An 18,108-nucleotide genomic window follows, 5' to 3' on the forward strand; every position below is an offset into this window, starting at 1 on the left:
GACGGGGAGGCATCCCGCCCTGGCAGGTCACGCGTGGCCGAGCGACCGATCGGAACGGCTGCCCGGTCACGCGGACCAACCGCGAGAACTCGGAGCACCCGGTCGGTTCAGCGCCTCGTCGGTTCAGGAGGCTCCGGTCAGTTTCGAACTCTCGATGTGTCCCAGCTGGGTGAGAATGCTCAGCTGGTCGTAGTAGACCTCGCCACCGATGACCCTGCCCTGCTGGTCGTAGCGCAGCGTCTCGCAGAAGGGAATGTCCATCTGCCGTCGCGTCGCGGGCAGTGACCCCATCGGGCCGTCGTTCTCACCACGGCCGTGGAAGTAGGCCACGGAGACGTACTCGCCCTCGACGAACGACTCACCGAGCACACGAGCGTCGGAGAAGGCGGTGGACCACTCCCTCATCCAGTCCTTGAACTCGTCGAGCGAGTGCATGGTGATTCCCCGAGCGTGGTCGATATAGGCGTACTGCTCACCGACGTAGGCGTCCATGTCGTCGAACCGACGCTCGTTGAACAGTTGGTGCATCTTCAGGTGCGTCTCGGCGTGTGTCATAGGTTTCTCCTGTTCCTGGTGCCCGGCACCGGAGTTCCGGTTCCGCTGTTCCCGCCTTGATTCACACGGTGTCGAAAGCGCCGGGCGCGTCGTCGACGACAGCCCAGGCAACCCCGCCTCCGACTCTGCTCCCCTCGGTCGTCCCCCGCCAGAGTCCAAAGACTCCCACCACTCCCCGTCTCGTCCCACGTGCTGTTCGCGCGGTGGCCTGTCCCGCGGCAGGAGCGGTTCGGGTTCCGTGGGTTGACTCTCAGGTAACCTAGTGACATGGTTACCCACATGACTAATGAACCAACCAACTGGTTCGCACGACGGTGGTGGACGTGATGGACGACGGTCGCCCGCTGTTCCTCCAGATAGCCGAGCAGATCGAGGGCTCGATCATCGACGGCTCACTGCCCGAGGAGACACGGGTTCCCTCCACCAACGAGCTCGCCGCGTTCCACCGGATCAACCCAGCGACCGCGGCGAACGGGATCAACCAGTTGGTCAGTGACGGGGTGCTCTACAAGCGAAGGGGGATCGGAATGTTCGTGGCCGGCGGGGCACGCGAGCAGTTGCTGGAACGACGCAGGCAGGACTTCGGGCGGAAGTTCATCGCACCGCTGCTCGGCGAGGCGCAGAAGCTGGGGATGGACGCCGAGGATCTGAAGAAGATGATCGACGCCTGGAGGGAAGAGGCATGACGGTAGCCGGCATGAGCGGGGCGAGCAAACGCTACGGTGACACCGTCGCGCTCGACGACGTGTCACTGGGATTCACCGAGAACCGGATTCACGGATTGCTCGGCCGCAACGGCGCGGGCAAAACGACAATCATGCAGATTCTCACCGGGCAGAATTTCGAGACCTCCGGAAATGTGGAGGTCTTCGGTGAACACCCCTACGAGAACGACAGAGTGCTGCGCGACGTCTGCTTCATCAAGGAATCGCAGAAGTATCCCGACATGTTCGCGGTCCACCACGCGCTGACCGCGGCGAGCCTGGTCTACGACAACTGGGACGCGGAACTCGCCGAGGAACTGGTCGAGGAGTTCGCGCTGCCGCTCAAACGACGCATCAGGAAACTCTCCCGCGGCCAGATGTCGACGGTGGGCATCATCATCGGACTGGCCTCACGTGCACCGCTGACCTTCTTCGACGAGCCGTACCTGGGGCTGGACGCGGTGGCGCGGCACCGGTTCTACGACCGCCTGCTCGCCGACTACGCCGAGCATCCGCGCACCATCGTGCTCTCCACGCACCTCATCGACGAGATCAGTGACCTGATAGAACACGTCACCCTCATGGACAAGGGCCGGGTACTGCTCGACGAGGACACGGACAAACTTCGTGCCAGCGCTGTCACGGTGACCGGACCGGCACGGGCAGTGGAGGAGTTCGCGGCGAACCACACCGAACTGCACCGGGAACAGCTCGGTGGTTTCCTGCGGGTCACACTCAGCGGCGCACTCCCCGAGCGAATCCCGGAGGATCTGCACGTGGAGCCGGTCTCCCTGCAGCAACTCGTCGTACAGACCACCCGACAGGCGACCGGTGAGCAGACGTTCGTCGGTGCCGCGAACGACAAGGAAACCCGCTCATGAGACGCCTGCTCAACGTCAGCCGGATCCAACTGGTCAACGTTCCCGTCGTGTTCGGCCTGCCACTGCTGGTGCTCGGGTTGGCGTTCCTCGCCAATCTGGCGATCTTCGCGATGATCAGCGACTCGGCTCAGCAGGGCGAACCGGCCAGCGGGGCGATAATGTCGATCTATTTCGTCCTGCTGTCGGTGCACCTGCAGACCATGACCCAGTTCTTTCCGTTCGCCGCCGGTCTCAGCGTCACCCGCCGCACGTTCTTCGGTGCCACGACGCTGGTGGTGCTGGGACAGTCACTGCTCTACGGAATTCTGCTTACCCTGCTGAAGCTGGTCGAGTCCGGCACCGACGGTTGGGGAATGGGGCTGAGGTTCTTCGGGCTCCCCTTCCTCGTTCAGGACAATCCGCTGCTGCAGTTGTTGATCTACACCGCGCCGTTCCTGCTGCTGTCGTTCATCGGCGTCTGGGTCGGCATCGTGTTCAAGCGGTGGGGCCAGCCGGGGGTCTACACGGTCGTGATCAGCGTCGGACTGCTGGCCGTGCTGTTCGCCTTCCTGGTTACCTGGCGGGAATGGTGGGCCTCGGTCGGAGCCTTCTTCGTCGAACAACCACCGCTGGCACTGCTGTTCGCCTACCCGCTGGGGCTGGCAGCGGTGTTCGCCGCTGCCGGATACCTGACGATCCGCCGCGCGATTCCGTAGCGACCGCCGCGGCGGAGACGCACGGCGAAACCACCGGGGACACCCGGTCCCGACCGAACGAGCACGGAAAGACCGGGTGTCACTCGTCCGGAGTGCACGGCCGAACGGCTCGTGGCAGCTTGGCCGAAACCACACATCCGCCGAGGACGGTGACCGTATGACAGCGCCGAACGGGATCAGCGCACGTTACGAGGGTGCGGTACTGATCGACGGCACCGGTGACGAGCCGGTCACCGACGCCGTGCTGCTCGTCGACGAGCAGGGAGTGATCGGCTACGCCGGTGTGGCCGACACGGCCCCGCCACGGGACGCGACACCGGTGGTCGACCTGTCGGGACTCACGCTGCTGCCGGGGTTCTTCGACTGCCACGTGCACTTCGGGCTGGGCGGTGACATGATGTCGTCCCTGCGGGACATGGCGGTACCTCCGAGCCTGCGGAGTTTCGAGACCGCTCACCGGATGCGGGAAACGCTGCACGCGGGGATAACCACCGCACGAGACCTCGGCGGTATCGACGCGGGATATCGACAGGCCCAGCAACGAGGGCTGCTCGAAGGACCACGGCTGCGTGTGGCGGGTCGTATGCTGGGCCCGACCGGTGGGCACTCCGATTTCACCCTCCCCGACGGCTCGTGCCCGGATCCGGGGCTGGGAAGTGTCGTGGACACACCGGAACAGGCCCGGCGGGAATCACGAACACTGCTCCGCGACGGGGTGGACTGGCTCAAGGTGTGCGCGACCGGCGGAATGACGACCCCCTCGGACGACCCGGAGGACGTGGGACTGGACGAGGAAACCATCCGGATCGTGGTCGGCGAGGCCGCTGACCGCCGCCGGGACGGCGTGGCCGCGCACTCGCAGGGAACCGTCGGGATCCACAACGCGCTGCGCGCGGGCGTGACCAGCCTCGAACACGGCTACGGGCTCGACCGGCAGGGCAACGAGCTGATGCTGCGCAACGGGACCGTGCTGGTGCCCACCCTGTCGGCGGCACTGCGGATGCCGGAACGCGGCACCGTGCCGGACTACCTGTGGCAGAAGAAGCACCGTTGGGCCGAGCACTGCAGGTCGAACATCGCCGGAGCCGTGGCGGCCGGTGTCCCGGTCGCGCTGGGAACCGATTCCGGGATCGGCCCGCACGCGAGCAACCTGGACGAGTTGCGACTTCTCGTCGAGATCGGGCTGAGCCCGCTGGCGGCCATCACGGCCGGAACCGGGGAATCGGCACGACTACTGGGGTTGCGAGACCGGTTGGGAACGCTGTGTCCCGGTATGCTCGCGGACTTCGTGGTGACCGACGTCGACCCGCTGCGCGATATCGCGGGGCTGGCCGACCCCGCCGCCGTGGTCCTCGTCGCGCAGGCAGGCGAGATCCGCAAGAACACACTCAACAACAAGGCGGCTGCCACTTCGTAACGAGCGGCGGAGGCGACGCCGAGCGGGGATTCCGGCCAGTTCGGTCGAGTCGTCCGGCCCTGGAATCGCCGCTACCGAAACCATCGAGGACGTACAGCGTGTGGCGAACGAGTTCTTCGGCGGAAAGGGCGGCCTGGCACGAGCTGCGCGCCCGTTGTGACCGCCGGGTGGAAAGCCTGTTGCGCTCGGTCGAGCTGCCGGATCCGTGGAACATCGACGAGTTCATCGACGGGTTGGAGAGACATCGTGGCCGCGATGTCGACCTGTGCGCGGTGTCCTGGCACTTGGGCGACAGCACCGGTGCCTGGCAACGCAACGACGATCACGATGTCATCGCCTACCCGGACAACACCAGCACGATGCACCAGGATTACATCATCCTGCACGAGATCGGGCACATGATCTCCGGCCACCACGGGCAATGTGTACTGTCCGTCCAGGAAGCACAGCGCAGGGCCCCGGATCTCTCCCCGACCGCCTTAGCCCACCTGCTGCACCGGGGCGACGTCACCACCGAGGAGCACGAGGCCGAAACCATAGCCACGTTGATCTTCGCCCGGATCACGCGTCGCACGGGGAGACGTCGTAGCCGCAGGAGGACAGGGGCAGCACCGGACGATCGGACAGCCGCTACGCTTACCAGGTTGACCTCGGCGTTCGATCAACTCTGACGGGAACATGTTGTCCAGCCTGCTGATGTACGGCGTCGGGACGACCGCGTTGCTGGCCGCGGCGTACCGGTTCCGGAACGCTCGCGGGGCGCGCACTCCCGGGGTGGTCCACCTGTGTGGCGCCATTGCCGGTGTGGGGTTGTCCGCCGTGCTCTCGGCACCGAGCACACTGGCAGTGGCGGCACCGATCGAGCCGATACCCAACGTCACACGGTTGTTGGCCAACGATCTCGCGATGGTGGCGGCGTGGTGCGTACAGGGACTGCTGCTGCATCTGGTGCTGCCGCCCGAACGTGCCTCCGCCGCACTCCGCCGTCAAACCGTGGTGCTGGTCATCGGTATCGGCACCATGAGCGCGCTGTTGACAGTGGATCCGGTCCCCTTCGATCCGGACTTCGTGGCCACCTATGCGGACGTTCCCGCGGTACTGGGCTACATCGTGGTTTTCTGCGGCTACATCGGTTGGAGTCAGCTGAATTTCATCCGGTTGATCCGCCGTTACATTCGGCTCAGCGACCGGCCGTGGCTGCGTGCCGGACTGACCGTGATCCAGCTCGGTTGTGCCAGCGCGTTGGGCTGGGCGCTCAGCAAGAGTGCGGCCTCGGTGTTGGTGTTCGCGCGCCACGGCGACTCGACAGGTATCGAGGCGAGCCTGTCCACGCTCTTTTCGGCGACGTGCGTGGGACTGGTCGCGTTCGGGGCCACCATGCCCGGCTGGGGACCGCTGCTCACTGGTTCGCTGTGCCGGATACGACAGCATCACACGCACCGTGCGCTCGCACCGCTGTGGTCCGCGCTGCGTCCGGTGGTCGCCGAGGCGGATAGCTCGTCGAGCAGCTCTCCCGTCCCCGGGTCGCGAAGGATCGAGTGGCGCCTGACCCGACGGGTCGTCGACATTCGCGACGCGCTGTTGTTCCTCGCTCCGTACCGTCCGGCACAAAACGAGGTCACCGGAGATCTCCTAGCTCACCCCGCGGACCCGGAAGCCTCAGCAGAAGCCGTCGGCATCGTCCGAGCCCTGCGCAAATGGCACTCCGGCGAATCCCCGATGGTCCGGGCGCCGCGAGTGCCGGAGCCGACGGAAATCGACGACCTCGACACCGAGATCGCCTGGTTGAAACGAGTGGCCCGTAGTCTTCCGACCGTGCACACGTCCGAACCGGAGGCCCCGGTGAAACCAGTCAGAGTCCAGTCGAGGACGGCCACGATCACCACGACATGCGCTCACCTGTTGACCGAGGTGCTCGCACCGTGGGTGCTGGTTCTACTACTTCCGCTCATGGTTGCCTGGCGAGCCACCGACTCACTGACCGCCACGCTGCTGTGGGGGTTACTCGTGGCACTGACCAGCAGCCTCTTACCGATGGGGGTCATCGTCTGGGGCGCCCGGACCGGTCGCTGGGACGGTCACCACGTCCGGGACCGCGCTGGGAGGCTGATTCCCTTCCTGGTACTGCTCGGCTCCAGCGGGCTGGGGCTCGGGCTGCTGATCGTGTTGCGCAGTCCCTGGCTGCTCATCGCGCTCGACATCACGATGGTACTGACTCTACTGGTCACCGGAATGATCACCATTCGATGGAAAATCTCCATGCACACCGCGGTGGCCGCCGGGGCGGTGGTCATCCTCGCCGTCACGCTCGGCCCCGGCTGGTGGGCCTCCGCCCCGCTGCTCGCCGCGATCGGATGGTCGCGGGTCGCCGTGAACGACCACACGACGGCCCAGGTCACGGCGGGAACGATCGCCGGTCTGCTGGCCGGTGGTGGCTACGCGCTGCTCGTGTGACGCCTTGACTTCCCACAACGGCACAGCTCCAGAAACCGCTGGTCTCGACACCGGAAGAACCGGGGGTCACACCGAACGGACTGTCGAGGGCCTGATTCGGGAACACTTCAGGCTTGCGCGGTCGCTCCCTCGCTCAGTCGAGCGATCGCGGCGGAGAGTTGCTCGGCGACCTCGGGATCGTCGACCGGATGGGTCTCGGCGAACCGCGTCAGTGATCCCGGCACGGAAAGCCTGACGTCGTCGACTACGGTTCCCCCCGCGATACCCGCGGCCCTGCGGGCCTCGTCCTGGGCCCAAACCCCGCCGTACTGGCCGAAGGCGGTACCGACCACGGCGACGGACTTGCCGGTGAGCGCACCCGCACCGAACGGACGGGAGAGCCAGTCGATCGCGTTCTTGAGCACCGCCGGCATGGTCCCGTTGTACTCAGGAGAGATCAACAGGAACCCGTCGGCCTGTCCGGCCGAGTGACGCAGCCGGGCCGCGGCATCGGGCACCTCGCCGTCGAGGTCTATGTCCTCGTTGTAGAAGGGCAGGGCGTCCAGCCCCTCGTGGATCGTGATGGTGGCCCCCTCCGGGGCGAGCTTGACAGCGGCTTCGCCGAACTGACGGTTGTGTGAGCCGGCACGCAGGCTACCGACCAGAACGAGGATGTTGGCAGACACGTCTTGCTCCAGGGTGTAGTACTTCCGATATAAACGGACCGTGGTCCGATTACTGGTTTACCAGTATAATCGGACCACGGTCCACTTAAAGTGACGGAGGCTACGCTGACGCCATGAGTACCGACATCCCGCTACTCCCGGACCCCGAGTCGGAGACCTCCTCGAACGGCCGGGTTACGCTGCCGCTGACCGCCACCGATGAGAGCTCCACTCCACGCGCCGACGCACTCCGCAACCGAACCCGATTGTTGGAGGCGGCCACGCGACTGGTGGCGGAGCACGGTGCCTCGAACCTGACCATGGAAGGCGTCGCCCAGGCGGCCTCGGTGGGCAAGGGAACGGTCTTCCGCCGTTTCGGAGACCGAAACGGCCTGCTTCTCGCGCTGCTCGACCACCAGGAGAAGCAGTTGCAGACGGCTTTCCTCACCGGCCCCCCACCAGTGGGTCCCGGAGCTTCCGCAGTGGAACGGCTACGCGCCTTCGGTCCAGCGGTACTGCGCCACGAGGACGCGCACCGCGATCTCTACCTCGCGGCCGAACCCGCGGCCGAACGCCGTTTCACCGTGCCCGCCCGACGGGTTCGACTCACCCACGTGGCCACCCTGCTGCGCGAGGCCGGCACGGACGGCGACGTCGAACTCCTCGCGCACACACTGCTGGGCTATCTGGACACGGCACTGACGCAGTACCTGCTCGATCAGCTCGAGATGCCCTCGGAGCGGCTCGAGTCCGGCTGGCAGGACCTCGTGGCACGCTTCGTCGCCCGCAGCTCCGACGGATGACTCTTCCGGCCCGCGCCAAGCCACCGGCCGAGGGACATATCGTCTCGCATGGCTTCTCCCGAGGGACGTCGTCTTCTCCGCCGATGAATCCCCATCCGTGGCGAGAAGACAACGTCCGATCGAACACGCATGCCGCCCGTTCAGGACGTTTCGGCGTACTGGGGTTCCTCCACCACCGACTCACCGGAACGTGAGCTGTTCGAGGTGAGCCCGGAAAGAAGTGGAAGCGCGAGAAACCCCGCCGCGGTAACCAGTCCCACCACGAGCACGACCGACCACAGTGTGGTGAACCCGTACGACTGCCCCAACGCCAGTCCCAGCGGCCCACCCACTACGAACGCCGCGTTCCAGGCCAGAAAGTACGAGCCCTGATACGTGGCCACCCGGCCCGCCGGGGCGCGACCAGCGATGAAGGCCGCGGACATCGGCGCCCACACCACCTCACCCAACGTCCATACCACAGTGGCCGCCACGAACATCCCCGTACCCGAGGCGAACCCGTTGAGGCCGAACCCCACCGCTACCAGCACGGCGGCCAGCACCAGCGGAGTGTGCTCCCGCCACCCGCCGAGCACGCGCGGCACGACTCCCACCAGCACGATCGCCAGCACGGCGTTGACAGCCAATATCGCCCCGATACGCGTGGGGTCCAGACCGCTGGCGCGCATGTCCACGGGCAGGGAGGAATTCATCTGCAGGTAGACACACCCCAGCAAAAAGGTCAGCACCAGGAAAAGCACCAGGGCGGGACGCCGAAACGGCTCGACGAGTCCGACCAACGCGGCATACCCCTTCGAGGAACCGGCAGTGCCGGTGGGTTCGTCAGCGGGCAACCACCACACCAAACCCGCATAGATCAGTGCACAACCCGCCCAAACGCCGAACAGCAGCGGCGGCCAGAACGCCAATACGAATCCCGCCACCACAGGCCCCACCGACATGCCCACGTTGAATCCGACCATGTGGATTCCGTATGCCCTGGCGAAACGCTCCGCGGGCACCAACCGTGCGATCGCGCCGGCCGAAGCGGGGCGGTCGATCATCGAGACGAAACCGGCCAACAGCGCCAGCCCACACACCATCCACCCCCGCTGCGCCAGCACGAATCCGACGGCAGTGATCATCGCCACCGGTTGCGCACCGAGGATTACCCGCCGGTTCCCCAACACGTCGGCCAACACGCCGCCCACCACACTCGAGACCAGCACCCCGCCCCCGAACAGCCCCACCATCACCGGGATCACCGACGGTGAGACGACCCCCTCCTGGCGCACGTACAGCACCACGAAGGCCGGAACCAACATCCCGAGCCGATTGACCACCTGGCCCCACCACAACAGCCAGAACGCACCGGGAATCCCCAACCGAGCGGAGAGCCCCATCAGTCACACCTCCAGCAGTCCCGCGTTCATAGATGCCGCACGAATTCCCGGCGATGTCACTTGACTACATCGGCACGCCAGCGCCCGATCTCGGCGAACCAGGAACGTGGCTTCCACGTGGAATCGACCCCGGTGACTGCCGGCTCGGCAACCTCGGCTTCTTCTCGTGCTCGGAACTCGGAAGTAATCGTCTCGTTCTGAACGTCCTGCTCGTGCATCGTCGTCTCACCGCTCTCGGTTCGGTCGCCGCGACCGTCGGATCCCGGCAGAGGTCCGACGGTCACAGCTCGTTGTCCCCTTCAACGATGCGGACGAGATCGCAGTAGAACAAGTGAATATTTCTACAAAACATTTTAGCAAAACTTCAATTTTGATTTCGTGCTGGTCACGCCATAGATACGGACGGACCACCAGTGGCGGGATTCGCCCGGTCGGAGTGCTCGGATGACACGACTCCTGGCTCGCCCACCCGAGCCGGATGCCTCACGAGAGATCGTCCCGGTGCTTCGCACGGGATGCGTCCAGCAACCACGGCACCCCCGAAAACACATGGCGAGAGTGGGAGTCCGAGCGGTAACCGATGCGCGGAGGAATTCGGTTGCGGAATGCGACGGCGCGGATTCGCGACTCCGCTGCCACGACTCCGAGTACCCGGACAGCTGTAGGATTTTCGGTTCAAACACAACCGACAGGAGTAACGATTCAATACCGAAAATATCGTTGCCGGTCTACTGCCCGAGGACCATCACACTGGTCGACACTGCGTTTTCGGGGCGATGCTCAGCTACCTCATTGGCGAGAACGAACCCCGCACCCATTCGTGGAGTACCCGCACCGCACTTGGCGGTATCGAAACCGGTAAACAGCCTCACAGACGAGGTCTCACGACGAGATAAGCAACACTTCCGAGCCCGGAACCACCGAGGACTCCTGTCCCCACCCTCGTATTTTGTCAACTCCTGCGGTGGAGCACCGCTGCGTATCGTCCGACAGTACGCGCGGAACCAATGGCGCCCTACTTAAAACGGCGCCCTACTTAACCTGTCCGACCACGGACACACCTGATCGGCTCACTCCGGCCCGAAGGCCGGAGCTTGCGCCGATTGCCGGTCACGTGCCCAGCACCTCTACGATGCATCACGACTCACGCACCGGAACCACTCGACCGGATCAGGATGAACACGCGAGCCAACACAGTGCCCTCGAAGAGCCTTTGCTCCTGAAAGGAACCCAAGGTGGATGTTCGGCACTTCCGGCACAGGAAGCGCCACGCCAGTCGGCTACACGACGAAAAACATCAGCAGAAAAGAAACGACCGGTGATCGTCATCGCACGCGCCCCCACGCCTGATCCTGACCGATGATGCGCGGTGTCCATCCTGGCGGGAAAGCTTTTCCCTGTAACCAGCGATGCTATAAACCGTGCAACATATGTTCACACCCCCCTTCGCGGAATCACGCTGTTCCATCGCGCCCTCCGGTCAGTCATGCCCCCGCCAACGCCCGTTCCGCCCGAAACGAGGTCGATCCGGCGGCACCAGTCCCGACGGACACTACGGAAAGCTTGCATCGCACTCGGTGATCAAAAGCTTATACACCGAATGTGGACACCGACAAACGCTCACTCCGTGAAACACACGAACGAGGTAATAACACCGCGACGAAGATTTCGAGAACCACCGCCGGGACAACACTCACGAAATTAGTTCACGATACTGCCGAACGCCTTCCCCGTCTCGCAACCGGGCCGAGTGTCCACCTCACGGGTCAGACCGGACTCCGAATCAGCACCGCCGACCACGTGCGGAACGGGTCTTTCCCGGTAACCCGAGTCGGGAGGTCATCGGTGTGCCCGGGCCATACCTGGCCGAGGGATGCGGGGTTGAACCCACAGCCACGTCGCCCCGGGGATAGCAGGGGGTGTTCCCGTTCGAACCAGCAGCGGGACACCCTTCCTTCACGGCGGTCCGCCACGACGAGTCCCGGTCACTGCCCAACACCTCCTTCCACGACACACCTCGAGAGAACTTCGCGGCCGAACCGGGTGAGTCGGGTCATGGCCGCCCCGGTGACATGTGCCCCACCGGAGCGGTTACTGCTATGGTGGGAAGAGGTTGAGCAGTCAGCCGGACCACATCCGGGCTTGGATCACATCCGAGCACGGTGTCGTTGATCCAGGCTCGCAGGACTGCCTTCACGACCGGGCACGGCTTCAGACCTCCTTTCGACCGGTTCCGCATCGGGCTCCCAGCCTGGGTCGACGACACACGTCGATGCAGCTGGAGGAGAACCCCATGACAACGAAACCGTTCGAACGAGACACCGTTTCCCCCGACGCGGACCACCGAACACCTTCGGCCCCCGAACCCGCCTGGCAAGAGCCGCTCGAGGAGTCCGAAAGGCTGCGGCTGCGAATCGCACGACCGGGACCGAACATCATTCTGCTCACCGCCGCCGGCGAGGTGGACTCCACCACCGTGACACGGTTCCGGGACGTGCTCCTTCCTCGGCTGTCGGCCACGGCCCGACTCCTGGTGATCGATCTCGGCGCCGTGGAGTTCCTGAACGTTTCCAGCCTGGAACTATTGCGCTACGCTCACGCCCAGGCCTTCAACCGGGGTATGCTGTTGCGACTGGTCGTGAACACGCACGCGGTTCGGCGAGCGGTGTGGCAAGCGGGTCTGGATGCCGTGGTGGAGAGGCATCCGACGGTGACATCGGCGTTGGGAACCGTCCCGGCCGCACGCGTGCCCGAAGGAGTCGGTTCCACGGGTGCCGCCGATTCCGCCGGAATCCTGTCGAACGGCGAACGGTAGCGGGAACCGCGACCGTGTGACCGGCCGCCGGTTCCGCTGCCACGGAACTCCCGCGTCCGCGTGGAACGTCGTGTGCCGAGAGCACGCGGTTCGCCCGGGGAGCATCATGGCCGCGCGAGTAGGATCTCCTTCGGTTGGCTCACGGTAAGGAAGGCCCGAATGCAGCAGTATCCGACGCAGGACACGGAGTGGCAGGCCCAGCTGGAGGAGATCACCGGGGCCCTGGAAACCGTGACCGACTCCATGGAACGCGAGGAGAAACTCGAGGAACTGCTGAATCGGGTGTGCCGGCAGGTGTTGCGAGCCGTACCGGATGTGGACATGGCCGGAGTCACACTGCACCGGGAGGACGGGCCGGAAACCTTCGTCTGCACCGACGAGACTGTGATCGAGGTCGACGCCGAGCAGTACCGGGTGGGCAACGGACCTTCGCTGCACTCCGCCGAAACCGGGAAAATCGTCCGGGTCGAGCTCACGGAGGCGAAGCAGCGCTGGCCGGAGTTCACCAGCGCGGCCACCGACGCGGGACTCGGCAGCTACCTGTCCGCGCCGCTGTTCATAGACCACGAGTACCAGGGGGCGATGAACCTCTACTCGCGACGGGACCACGGATACAGCGAGTTGGACGCGACCGTGCTGGACCTCTACACCACCGCGATCGAGGGCTATCTGCGCACCTGGCAGCGTTACCTCGCCACTCGAAAACTCACCGAGCAGTTACGGACCGCCCTGGAGTCACGTCCGATGATCGAACAGGCCAAGGGCATTCTCATGGTGCTGCACAACTACAGCGCGGAGAAGGCATTCGCCACCCTGGTCGACTATTCCCAGCACAGCAACACCAAACTGCACGAAGTCGCCGAGCGTATGATCAGTGAGGCGGTCGGTCCCGCGAGCACCGACACGACGAGGTGAACCGCACGCTCGCGCCTTCACGGGCGCTTCGGGTGTGAGGGCCACTCGTCCGTGAGGTGTCGAAGGGTACCGACAGGCCGTGACCGGTTGACGACGATCGAAAGCGACGACGATGAGGGTGCTGCTCGCCGGATGTGGTGATCTGGGCACGGAGGCCGGCCTGCGTTTCGCGGCCGCCGGACACCACGTGCTCGGTCTACGACGCACTCCGGACCTGCTTCCCGAGAACATCGAAGGGCAGGCCGTGGATCTCACCCGAGAGCGTCCAGCCGTGCCCGGCGACACCGACATCGTCGTCATCGTGCTCACCGCCGATCGGCGCACGGCCGCGGGCTACCGTTCGACGTATCTCGACGGTCTGACCAACGTTCTCGACGCGATCGACGAGAAGGGAATCCGGCCACGGATCCTGTTCGTGTCGTCGACGGCGGTCTACGGCGACATCGACGGTGTGGTCGACGAGAACACCCCGACCGCCCCGGCCTCGGCGACGGCCGAGATGCTCGTGGCCGCCGAGGAGAGGCTGCACAGCAGATTTCCCGAGGCGATAGCCCTGCGGCTGGCGGGTATCTACGGTCCCGGCCGTACCTCACTGATCGACCGGGTACGAGACGGCACCGCCACTGTCGATCCCGGCCCGAAGTACACCAATCGCATCCACCGCGACGACGCGGCCTCGGCCATCGTGCATCTCACGACAGCGGTGGAGAGCCCGGCACCGGTCTACATGGGCGTGGACCACGAGCCGGTCGACCGCGCCCGAATACTGCGCTTCCTCGCCGAGGAGCTCGGCACGGCCCCTCCCGCCGTACGTGACTCAGCGGAGCCGGGCGGAGCGGGCAAGCGCTGCCGCAACGGCCGACTCCTCGAATCGGGGTTCCGGTTCACCTATCCCGACTACCGTGCGGGTTACCGGGCTGTGCTGACCGAGCGGGGCGCACGGCACCGTTGAAGCGGGCTCACAGCTCGCGCTCGTAGTACAGCAGCCGCGTCTCCGGACGGCCTTCGCGTTCGAGATTGGTAAAGCCGTACTTCTCGTACAGGTTTCGTGCCGCCGTGTCGTTCTGTGCCGTGCCCAGCTCCATCGTGGCCGCACCACGCTGCCGGGCGAGACGGATCGCATCACCCAGCACCGCGGCTCCGTAACCCCTCCCGCGATATTCGGGCACCACGTAGAACTCTTCGAGCAGACACACCGGCTTCGCGGTGAACAGGTGATCGCGGAACCGGAGTTGAGCCATCCCCACGTGACGTGGCTCGGCGAGCACGAAAACACTGATCTCCGAGGCGACATGAGCACGGATCCGCTCGGCGAGGGGGCCCGTTCCCGGGGTGTACTCGTCGAACTCGCGCTGAAAGCGATCTAGCAGTCCGGCTATCTCATCGGCCTCGGCATCACCACCGAGTCGGCAACCCGTCTCCGAAGGGATCATTCGGTCAGGATACGCGCCGACGAACCGATCCGGGACGCTTGAAACGGACGATTCGGACCACCCCACTGACGAAGCCACGTGCGTCTCGCACGGCACTCGTAGGACGCCCGCCCCCGCGGCAGGGTTGGGCGACCTCCGTGCCCGACGGAACCGAGTGATCAGTAGTTCGGGAACAGATTCTCCACGCACTCCGCGATCGGTCGGCGCGGCGTGGGCGGCGCGGGGAACCGCTCGGTGATCGGCCACCCCAGCCGCAACACGAACCTGGGAATTCCCGTACCGCCGAGCACCTGGTCGCGTACGAACTCTCGAGCGGAGAACACCTCACCGAACTGACTCAGCACGCAGCTGGCCAGCCCCTCACGGGCCACGGACAGTGTCACTTCGCCCAACACCTCACCCGAAAGCAACTCGCTTTCGAGGGTGTCCTCCAGCGTGTACAACAACGCCAGTTCCGCACCGTCGTCGAGCACCGGGATCGACAGCTCACCGGCGCCGAAATCCCGTTCGAAGGCACTCGGCGCGTGAGCCTCGGGGATGTCGCGAGCGGGCATCCCATCCGAACTCACATGACGTGTCGACCACTTCGCGAGCTCGTGGCGGTACTCCGGATCGTCCTCACGTGCCCTGCCCGCCTGGCGAATCGCGTAGGACAGCTGCTGTCTGGCCGGCTCCGACAGCACGAAATCGAGCACGCAATCCTGGGCTGCCGCGGCCTCCCGCAACTCCCGCAACAACTCCGGGGGAACGGGCTCGGGTAGGAAAGGTCTGCGGTCCGTGCGACGTCGAGCGGCCAGCCCCGCCAGCACCACGGCCTCGGAGTCGATGTCGGCGAGTCTGCTGAACTCGATCGAAGCCAGGTGGTCGGGCTGGTCCGGATTGGGCAGGCGATGTACCAGTGCTTTCCACCCCTCGGCGGCGAAACCGATACGAGCCTGGTAAAGCGCCGCACCGCAACCGATCACCGATTGCTCCCCGGTTGGATCGAGCACGGGTGAGACACGGGAACGATCCAGATACAGGTGAACCGAACGGGGCCCGATCACCCAGCGCCAGGGCTGGATGTTGTGCAACGAAGGTGCTCGGCAGGCCACGACCAGCGCGGAACGCATCGTGGCTATCGCGGGCTCACTCTTACCGGTCATACGGCACCCCACCCACACTCTACGGCCCGTGTTGTCCGTCGAACAGCGCTGCGCCATACGCATAGGAAAGAGCCGAAAGCACTCGCGGGTCGGAGGCGACAGCGTCGGGCCCCGGACGCGGCTTCGGCACTGCGATCTGCACGACCGAAGGGCAATCTGGAACAGATGAAGCGTCGACAATCCTGATCCTCGGACAAGGTGCTTGCCATGGACACCTCGCGATACGACATCGTCGTCGGGGTGGACGGCTCGGATTCCGCACGACGGGCAGCCGACTGGGCCACAGCGGAGGCTCAGCGGCGCACCGGGGCCTCCCTGACTCTCGTGCTGATCAACGATGATCCGGCTCGGGAGAGCTACGTCCGAGAGGCCGTCGCCGACATCGCCGGGAGGTGCGGCGAGGCGCGGCCCTCGCTGGAGGTGAGCCACGAGGTCGCCGAGGGACACCCGATCGAGGAACTGGTACGACGTTCCTCGACAGCTGATCTCCTGGTGCTCGGTTCGCGTGGGTACGGCCCGGTGGCGGACGCGCTGCTCGGTTCGGTCAGCGTGGGGGTGGCGCGACGAACCAGGTGCCCGATCGTGGTGGTCCGGGGTGACGAGAGCGAACACCGCGACGAGGTCGTGGTGGGGGTCGACGACTCGGCGCGGAGCGAGGCCGCGTTGGAGTTCGGCTTCACCAGCGCGCGGAATCGGGACTCGGAGCTGCTGGTGATGCGAGCGATGTCCCGGAGCTCGCGGACCCGGCAGCCGACGTCGCGGCGGGAGTCCCCCTCCGAACGAGTCGAGCACGACCTCGCGAAACGACTGGAGCGCTGGGGCGCGTGGTTTCCGGAGGTGACGGCGCGCCGCATCGACGTGGACAAGCATCCGGTGACCGCCCTGCTCGAACTCTCCAAAGGTGCGGGCCTGGTCGTGGTGGGCCGTCGCGGGGGCGGCGGCTTCAGCGGGCTCATGCTGGGCTCGGTGGCCCGTGGCGTGCTGCACCGGGCCTCCTGCCCCGTGGCGATGGTTCCCGAGGCGGGTGAGCAGGAGTGAGGCGACGGAAGCGGTCCACCCGCCGGGAGGTGTGACGGAGATGGCGGAGTTCACACCGACGCTGGGACTGTCCGCCGAACGGGCCGAGGAAGTGGTTCGGATAGCGGGCGAGGCGCCCTCGCTGCACAACCGACAACCGTGGCGATTCCGGCTGCTACCCCGTTCGATCGAACTGCACTACGATCCGGGAGCGCGGCTGCCCGCCACCGATCCGCGGGAACGGGAACTGCGGATCGGCTGTGGCGCGGCGCTGCTGAACCTGCGGCTCGCCCTGGAGCACGAGGGGATCAGCCCGCTCGTGACCCTGCTGCCCAGCACCGGTGCGGAATCGGCCCTGGCCGAGATACGCGGCGAGGGCTCGTCGAACATGTCACCGCAGCAACGGGTGCTGTATCGGGCGATCGCCGATCGGCACACGAACAGACGTCCCTTCCGGGAAACCCCGGTACCCGTGGAGCAACGGAGCTCGCTGCTCGAATCGGTGGAGCGGGAGGGGTGCTGGCCGCACATCGTGGAACGCGGCGAGCTGGGACGACTGGAGGGCATGGTCCACCGCGCGCACCGGGCACAGCTGGCCGATCCGCGATTCCGGGAGGAGCTGGCCGAATGGACCGGACACGCCGCCGAGGTCGGTGAGGGAGTGCCCGCCTCGGCGGCGGGGCCCGAACGGGAACCACAGGACCAGTGGGTGCTGCGGGACTACTCGGCGGGCAAGGCGAAACCGCGCGTGCCCGGCAAGGACTTCGAGTACGATCCGCTGCTGCTGGTGGTCTGTTCCTACCACGAGGGTCGAGCGGCGGAGCTGCGCGCGGGACAGGCACTGCAACGAATGCTGCTGACAGCCACTGCCAACGGCCTGGTGGCCTCCCTGATGTCGCAGGTGATCGAGATCGACGAGACCAGGGAGGAACTGCGGCGGATGCTCGGGGGAAGCCTGCGCCCCCAGGTGTTGCTCCGGGTCGGCCACGGTTCGCGGACCGCACCGACACCGCGGCACGAGCCACGCGAGCTGTTGCTGTAGCACTCAGGGGCCACTACCTCCCCCGGCGAGACTGTCACCGGGACGAGCACGCCCCCCGTCCCGGACGTTGACCGGTGGTCACTTCCTCGCACGCGGCCGGATCCCGACCGGGTGGGAACCGATGCCCGCCGACCCACGAGGATGCTCCGTGGGGACACGATCGTCGCTTCCGACCGGACGCGCAGCACGGGAACAACCGCCCCGCC

The 18,108-nt window shown here is 65.8% G+C and carries 19 protein-coding genes; 13 read left to right on the plus strand and 6 right to left on the minus strand.

All coding sequences use genetic code 11. The features are described 5' to 3' along the window. Positions 1 to 123: 123 nt before the first annotated feature. A complete protein-coding gene (locus BM394_RS01525; RefSeq protein ID WP_092972960.1) occupies positions 124 to 555 on the minus strand; it encodes an ester cyclase in 432 nt (143 codons plus the stop codon). Positions 556 to 881: 326 nt separating this feature from the next. Between BM394_RS01525 and BM394_RS01530 the strand changes: the two genes are divergently transcribed. From BM394_RS01530 to BM394_RS23175, 6 genes are all read left to right on the plus strand, one after another. Further along, entirely contained in the window at positions 882 to 1,241 is a 360-nt protein-coding gene (locus BM394_RS01530; RefSeq protein WP_092973640.1) for a GntR family transcriptional regulator, read from the plus strand. Beyond that, on the plus strand, positions 1,238 to 2,140 hold the full coding sequence (locus BM394_RS01535) for an ATP-binding cassette domain-containing protein (RefSeq protein WP_092972962.1): 903 nt from the start codon (positions 1,238 to 1,240) through the stop codon (positions 2,138 to 2,140). The genes BM394_RS01530 and BM394_RS01535 overlap by 4 nt, the downstream gene beginning before the upstream one ends. Then, entirely contained in the window at positions 2,137 to 2,835 is a 699-nt protein-coding gene (locus BM394_RS01540) for a hypothetical protein (RefSeq protein ID WP_092972964.1), read from the plus strand. Before BM394_RS01535 ends, BM394_RS01540 begins: the two co-directional genes overlap by 4 nt. 157 nt (positions 2,836 to 2,992) lie before the next feature. Further along, positions 2,993 to 4,252, plus strand: a complete 1,260-nt coding sequence (locus BM394_RS01545; protein WP_092972966.1) for a metal-dependent hydrolase family protein — start codon at positions 2,993 to 2,995, stop codon at positions 4,250 to 4,252. A 98-nt stretch (positions 4,253 to 4,350) separates the two neighbouring features. Then, positions 4,351 to 4,923 carry a hypothetical protein gene (locus tag BM394_RS01550; protein ID WP_245779905.1) on the plus strand — a complete coding sequence of 191 codons (573 nt, stop codon included), beginning with the start codon at positions 4,351 to 4,353 and terminating at the stop codon, positions 4,921 to 4,923. A 7-nt stretch (positions 4,924 to 4,930) separates the two neighbouring features. After that, a complete protein-coding gene (locus BM394_RS23175; RefSeq protein WP_245779906.1) occupies positions 4,931 to 6,706 on the plus strand; it encodes an MAB_1171c family putative transporter in 1,776 nt (591 codons plus the stop codon). A 107-nt stretch (positions 6,707 to 6,813) separates the two neighbouring features. Here the strand turns inward: BM394_RS23175 and BM394_RS01560 are convergent, their stop codons facing one another. After that, complete coding sequence (locus BM394_RS01560) at positions 6,814 to 7,371, minus strand: NADPH-dependent FMN reductase (RefSeq protein WP_092972968.1); 558 nt, start codon at positions 7,369 to 7,371, stop codon at positions 6,814 to 6,816. Positions 7,372 to 7,484: 113 nt separating this feature from the next. On the opposite strand from BM394_RS01560, the gene BM394_RS01565 reads away from it, so the two are divergent. After that, entirely contained in the window at positions 7,485 to 8,153 is a 669-nt protein-coding gene (locus tag BM394_RS01565) for a TetR/AcrR family transcriptional regulator (protein ID WP_092972970.1), read from the plus strand. A gap of 140 nt (positions 8,154 to 8,293) precedes the next feature. Here the strand turns inward: BM394_RS01565 and BM394_RS01570 are convergent, their stop codons facing one another. Next, positions 8,294 to 9,535, minus strand: coding sequence for an MFS transporter (locus tag BM394_RS01570; RefSeq protein WP_092972972.1), 1,242 nt, complete (start codon positions 9,533 to 9,535; stop codon positions 8,294 to 8,296). Positions 9,536 to 9,591: 56 nt separating this feature from the next. Further along, positions 9,592 to 9,819, minus strand: a complete 228-nt coding sequence (locus tag BM394_RS01575) for a hypothetical protein (protein ID WP_092972974.1) — start codon at positions 9,817 to 9,819, stop codon at positions 9,592 to 9,594. Between the two features lie 265 nt (positions 9,820 to 10,084). On the opposite strand from BM394_RS01575, the gene BM394_RS23600 reads away from it, so the two are divergent. The 4 genes from BM394_RS23600 (at position 10,085) to BM394_RS01595 (ending at position 14,217) form a co-directional block, all read left to right on the plus strand. Next, positions 10,085 to 10,558: a transposase gene (locus BM394_RS23600; protein ID WP_342752613.1), complete on the plus strand. Its 474-nt coding sequence runs from the start codon at positions 10,085 to 10,087 to the stop codon at positions 10,556 to 10,558. A gap of 1,270 nt (positions 10,559 to 11,828) precedes the next feature. Next, entirely contained in the window at positions 11,829 to 12,350 is a 522-nt protein-coding gene (locus tag BM394_RS01585; protein ID WP_175529914.1) for an STAS domain-containing protein, read from the plus strand. A 159-nt stretch (positions 12,351 to 12,509) separates the two neighbouring features. Next, on the plus strand, positions 12,510 to 13,265 hold the full coding sequence (locus tag BM394_RS01590) for a GAF and ANTAR domain-containing protein (RefSeq protein ID WP_092972978.1): 756 nt from the start codon (positions 12,510 to 12,512) through the stop codon (positions 13,263 to 13,265). Positions 13,266 to 13,377: 112 nt separating this feature from the next. Continuing rightward, on the plus strand, positions 13,378 to 14,217 hold the full coding sequence (locus BM394_RS01595; protein ID WP_092972980.1) for an SDR family oxidoreductase: 840 nt from the start codon (positions 13,378 to 13,380) through the stop codon (positions 14,215 to 14,217). A gap of 7 nt (positions 14,218 to 14,224) precedes the next feature. Here the strand turns inward: BM394_RS01595 and BM394_RS01600 are convergent, their stop codons facing one another. Both BM394_RS01600 and BM394_RS01605 read right to left on the minus strand, forming a co-directional pair. Further along, positions 14,225 to 14,698 (minus strand): GNAT family N-acetyltransferase, encoded by a 474-nt coding sequence (locus BM394_RS01600; RefSeq protein ID WP_092972982.1) that lies wholly within the window; start codon positions 14,696 to 14,698, stop codon positions 14,225 to 14,227. 158 nt (positions 14,699 to 14,856) lie between these two features. Next, a complete protein-coding gene (locus tag BM394_RS01605) occupies positions 14,857 to 15,843 on the minus strand; it encodes an Acg family FMN-binding oxidoreductase (protein ID WP_217643279.1) in 987 nt (328 codons plus the stop codon). 207 nt (positions 15,844 to 16,050) lie between these two features. On the opposite strand from BM394_RS01605, the gene BM394_RS01610 reads away from it, so the two are divergent. Continuing rightward, entirely contained in the window at positions 16,051 to 16,881 is an 831-nt protein-coding gene (locus tag BM394_RS01610; protein ID WP_092972985.1) for a universal stress protein, read from the plus strand. A 40-nt stretch (positions 16,882 to 16,921) separates the two neighbouring features. Then, positions 16,922 to 17,902, plus strand: a complete 981-nt coding sequence (locus BM394_RS01615; RefSeq protein ID WP_092973647.1) for an Acg family FMN-binding oxidoreductase — start codon at positions 16,922 to 16,924, stop codon at positions 17,900 to 17,902. Positions 17,903 to 18,108 lie beyond the last annotated feature (206 nt).

Source organism: Actinopolyspora lacussalsi subsp. righensis (genome assembly GCF_900116555.1).
Classification (GTDB): Bacteria; Actinomycetota; Actinomycetes; order Mycobacteriales; family Pseudonocardiaceae; genus Actinopolyspora; species Actinopolyspora lacussalsi.

Coding starts and splice junctions, on each gene's coding strand:
- BM394_RS01525 (WP_092972960.1), bottom strand. CDS start 555: ATGACACACGCCGAGACGCACCTGAAGATGCACCAACTGTTCAACGAG.
- BM394_RS01530 (WP_092973640.1), top strand. CDS start 882: ATGGACGACGGTCGCCCGCTGTTCCTCCAGATAGCCGAGCAGATCGAG.
- BM394_RS01535 (WP_092972962.1), top strand. CDS start 1,238: ATGACGGTAGCCGGCATGAGCGGGGCGAGCAAACGCTACGGTGACACC.
- BM394_RS01540 (WP_092972964.1), top strand. CDS start 2,137: ATGAGACGCCTGCTCAACGTCAGCCGGATCCAACTGGTCAACGTTCCC.
- BM394_RS01545 (WP_092972966.1), top strand. CDS start 2,993: ATGACAGCGCCGAACGGGATCAGCGCACGTTACGAGGGTGCGGTACTG.
- BM394_RS23175 (WP_245779906.1), top strand. CDS start 4,931: ATGTTGTCCAGCCTGCTGATGTACGGCGTCGGGACGACCGCGTTGCTG.
- BM394_RS01565 (WP_092972970.1), top strand. CDS start 7,485: ATGAGTACCGACATCCCGCTACTCCCGGACCCCGAGTCGGAGACCTCC.
- BM394_RS01570 (WP_092972972.1), bottom strand. CDS start 9,535: ATGGGGCTCTCCGCTCGGTTGGGGATTCCCGGTGCGTTCTGGCTGTTG.
- BM394_RS23600 (WP_342752613.1), top strand. CDS start 10,085: ATGGCGAGAGTGGGAGTCCGAGCGGTAACCGATGCGCGGAGGAATTCG.
- BM394_RS01585 (WP_175529914.1), top strand. CDS start 11,829: ATGACAACGAAACCGTTCGAACGAGACACCGTTTCCCCCGACGCGGAC.
- BM394_RS01590 (WP_092972978.1), top strand. CDS start 12,510: ATGCAGCAGTATCCGACGCAGGACACGGAGTGGCAGGCCCAGCTGGAG.
- BM394_RS01595 (WP_092972980.1), top strand. CDS start 13,378: ATGAGGGTGCTGCTCGCCGGATGTGGTGATCTGGGCACGGAGGCCGGC.
- BM394_RS01600 (WP_092972982.1), bottom strand. CDS start 14,698: ATGATCCCTTCGGAGACGGGTTGCCGACTCGGTGGTGATGCCGAGGCC.
- BM394_RS01605 (WP_217643279.1), bottom strand. CDS start 15,843: ATGACCGGTAAGAGTGAGCCCGCGATAGCCACGATGCGTTCCGCGCTG.
- BM394_RS01610 (WP_092972985.1), top strand. CDS start 16,051: ATGGACACCTCGCGATACGACATCGTCGTCGGGGTGGACGGCTCGGAT.
- BM394_RS01615 (WP_092973647.1), top strand. CDS start 16,922: ATGGCGGAGTTCACACCGACGCTGGGACTGTCCGCCGAACGGGCCGAG.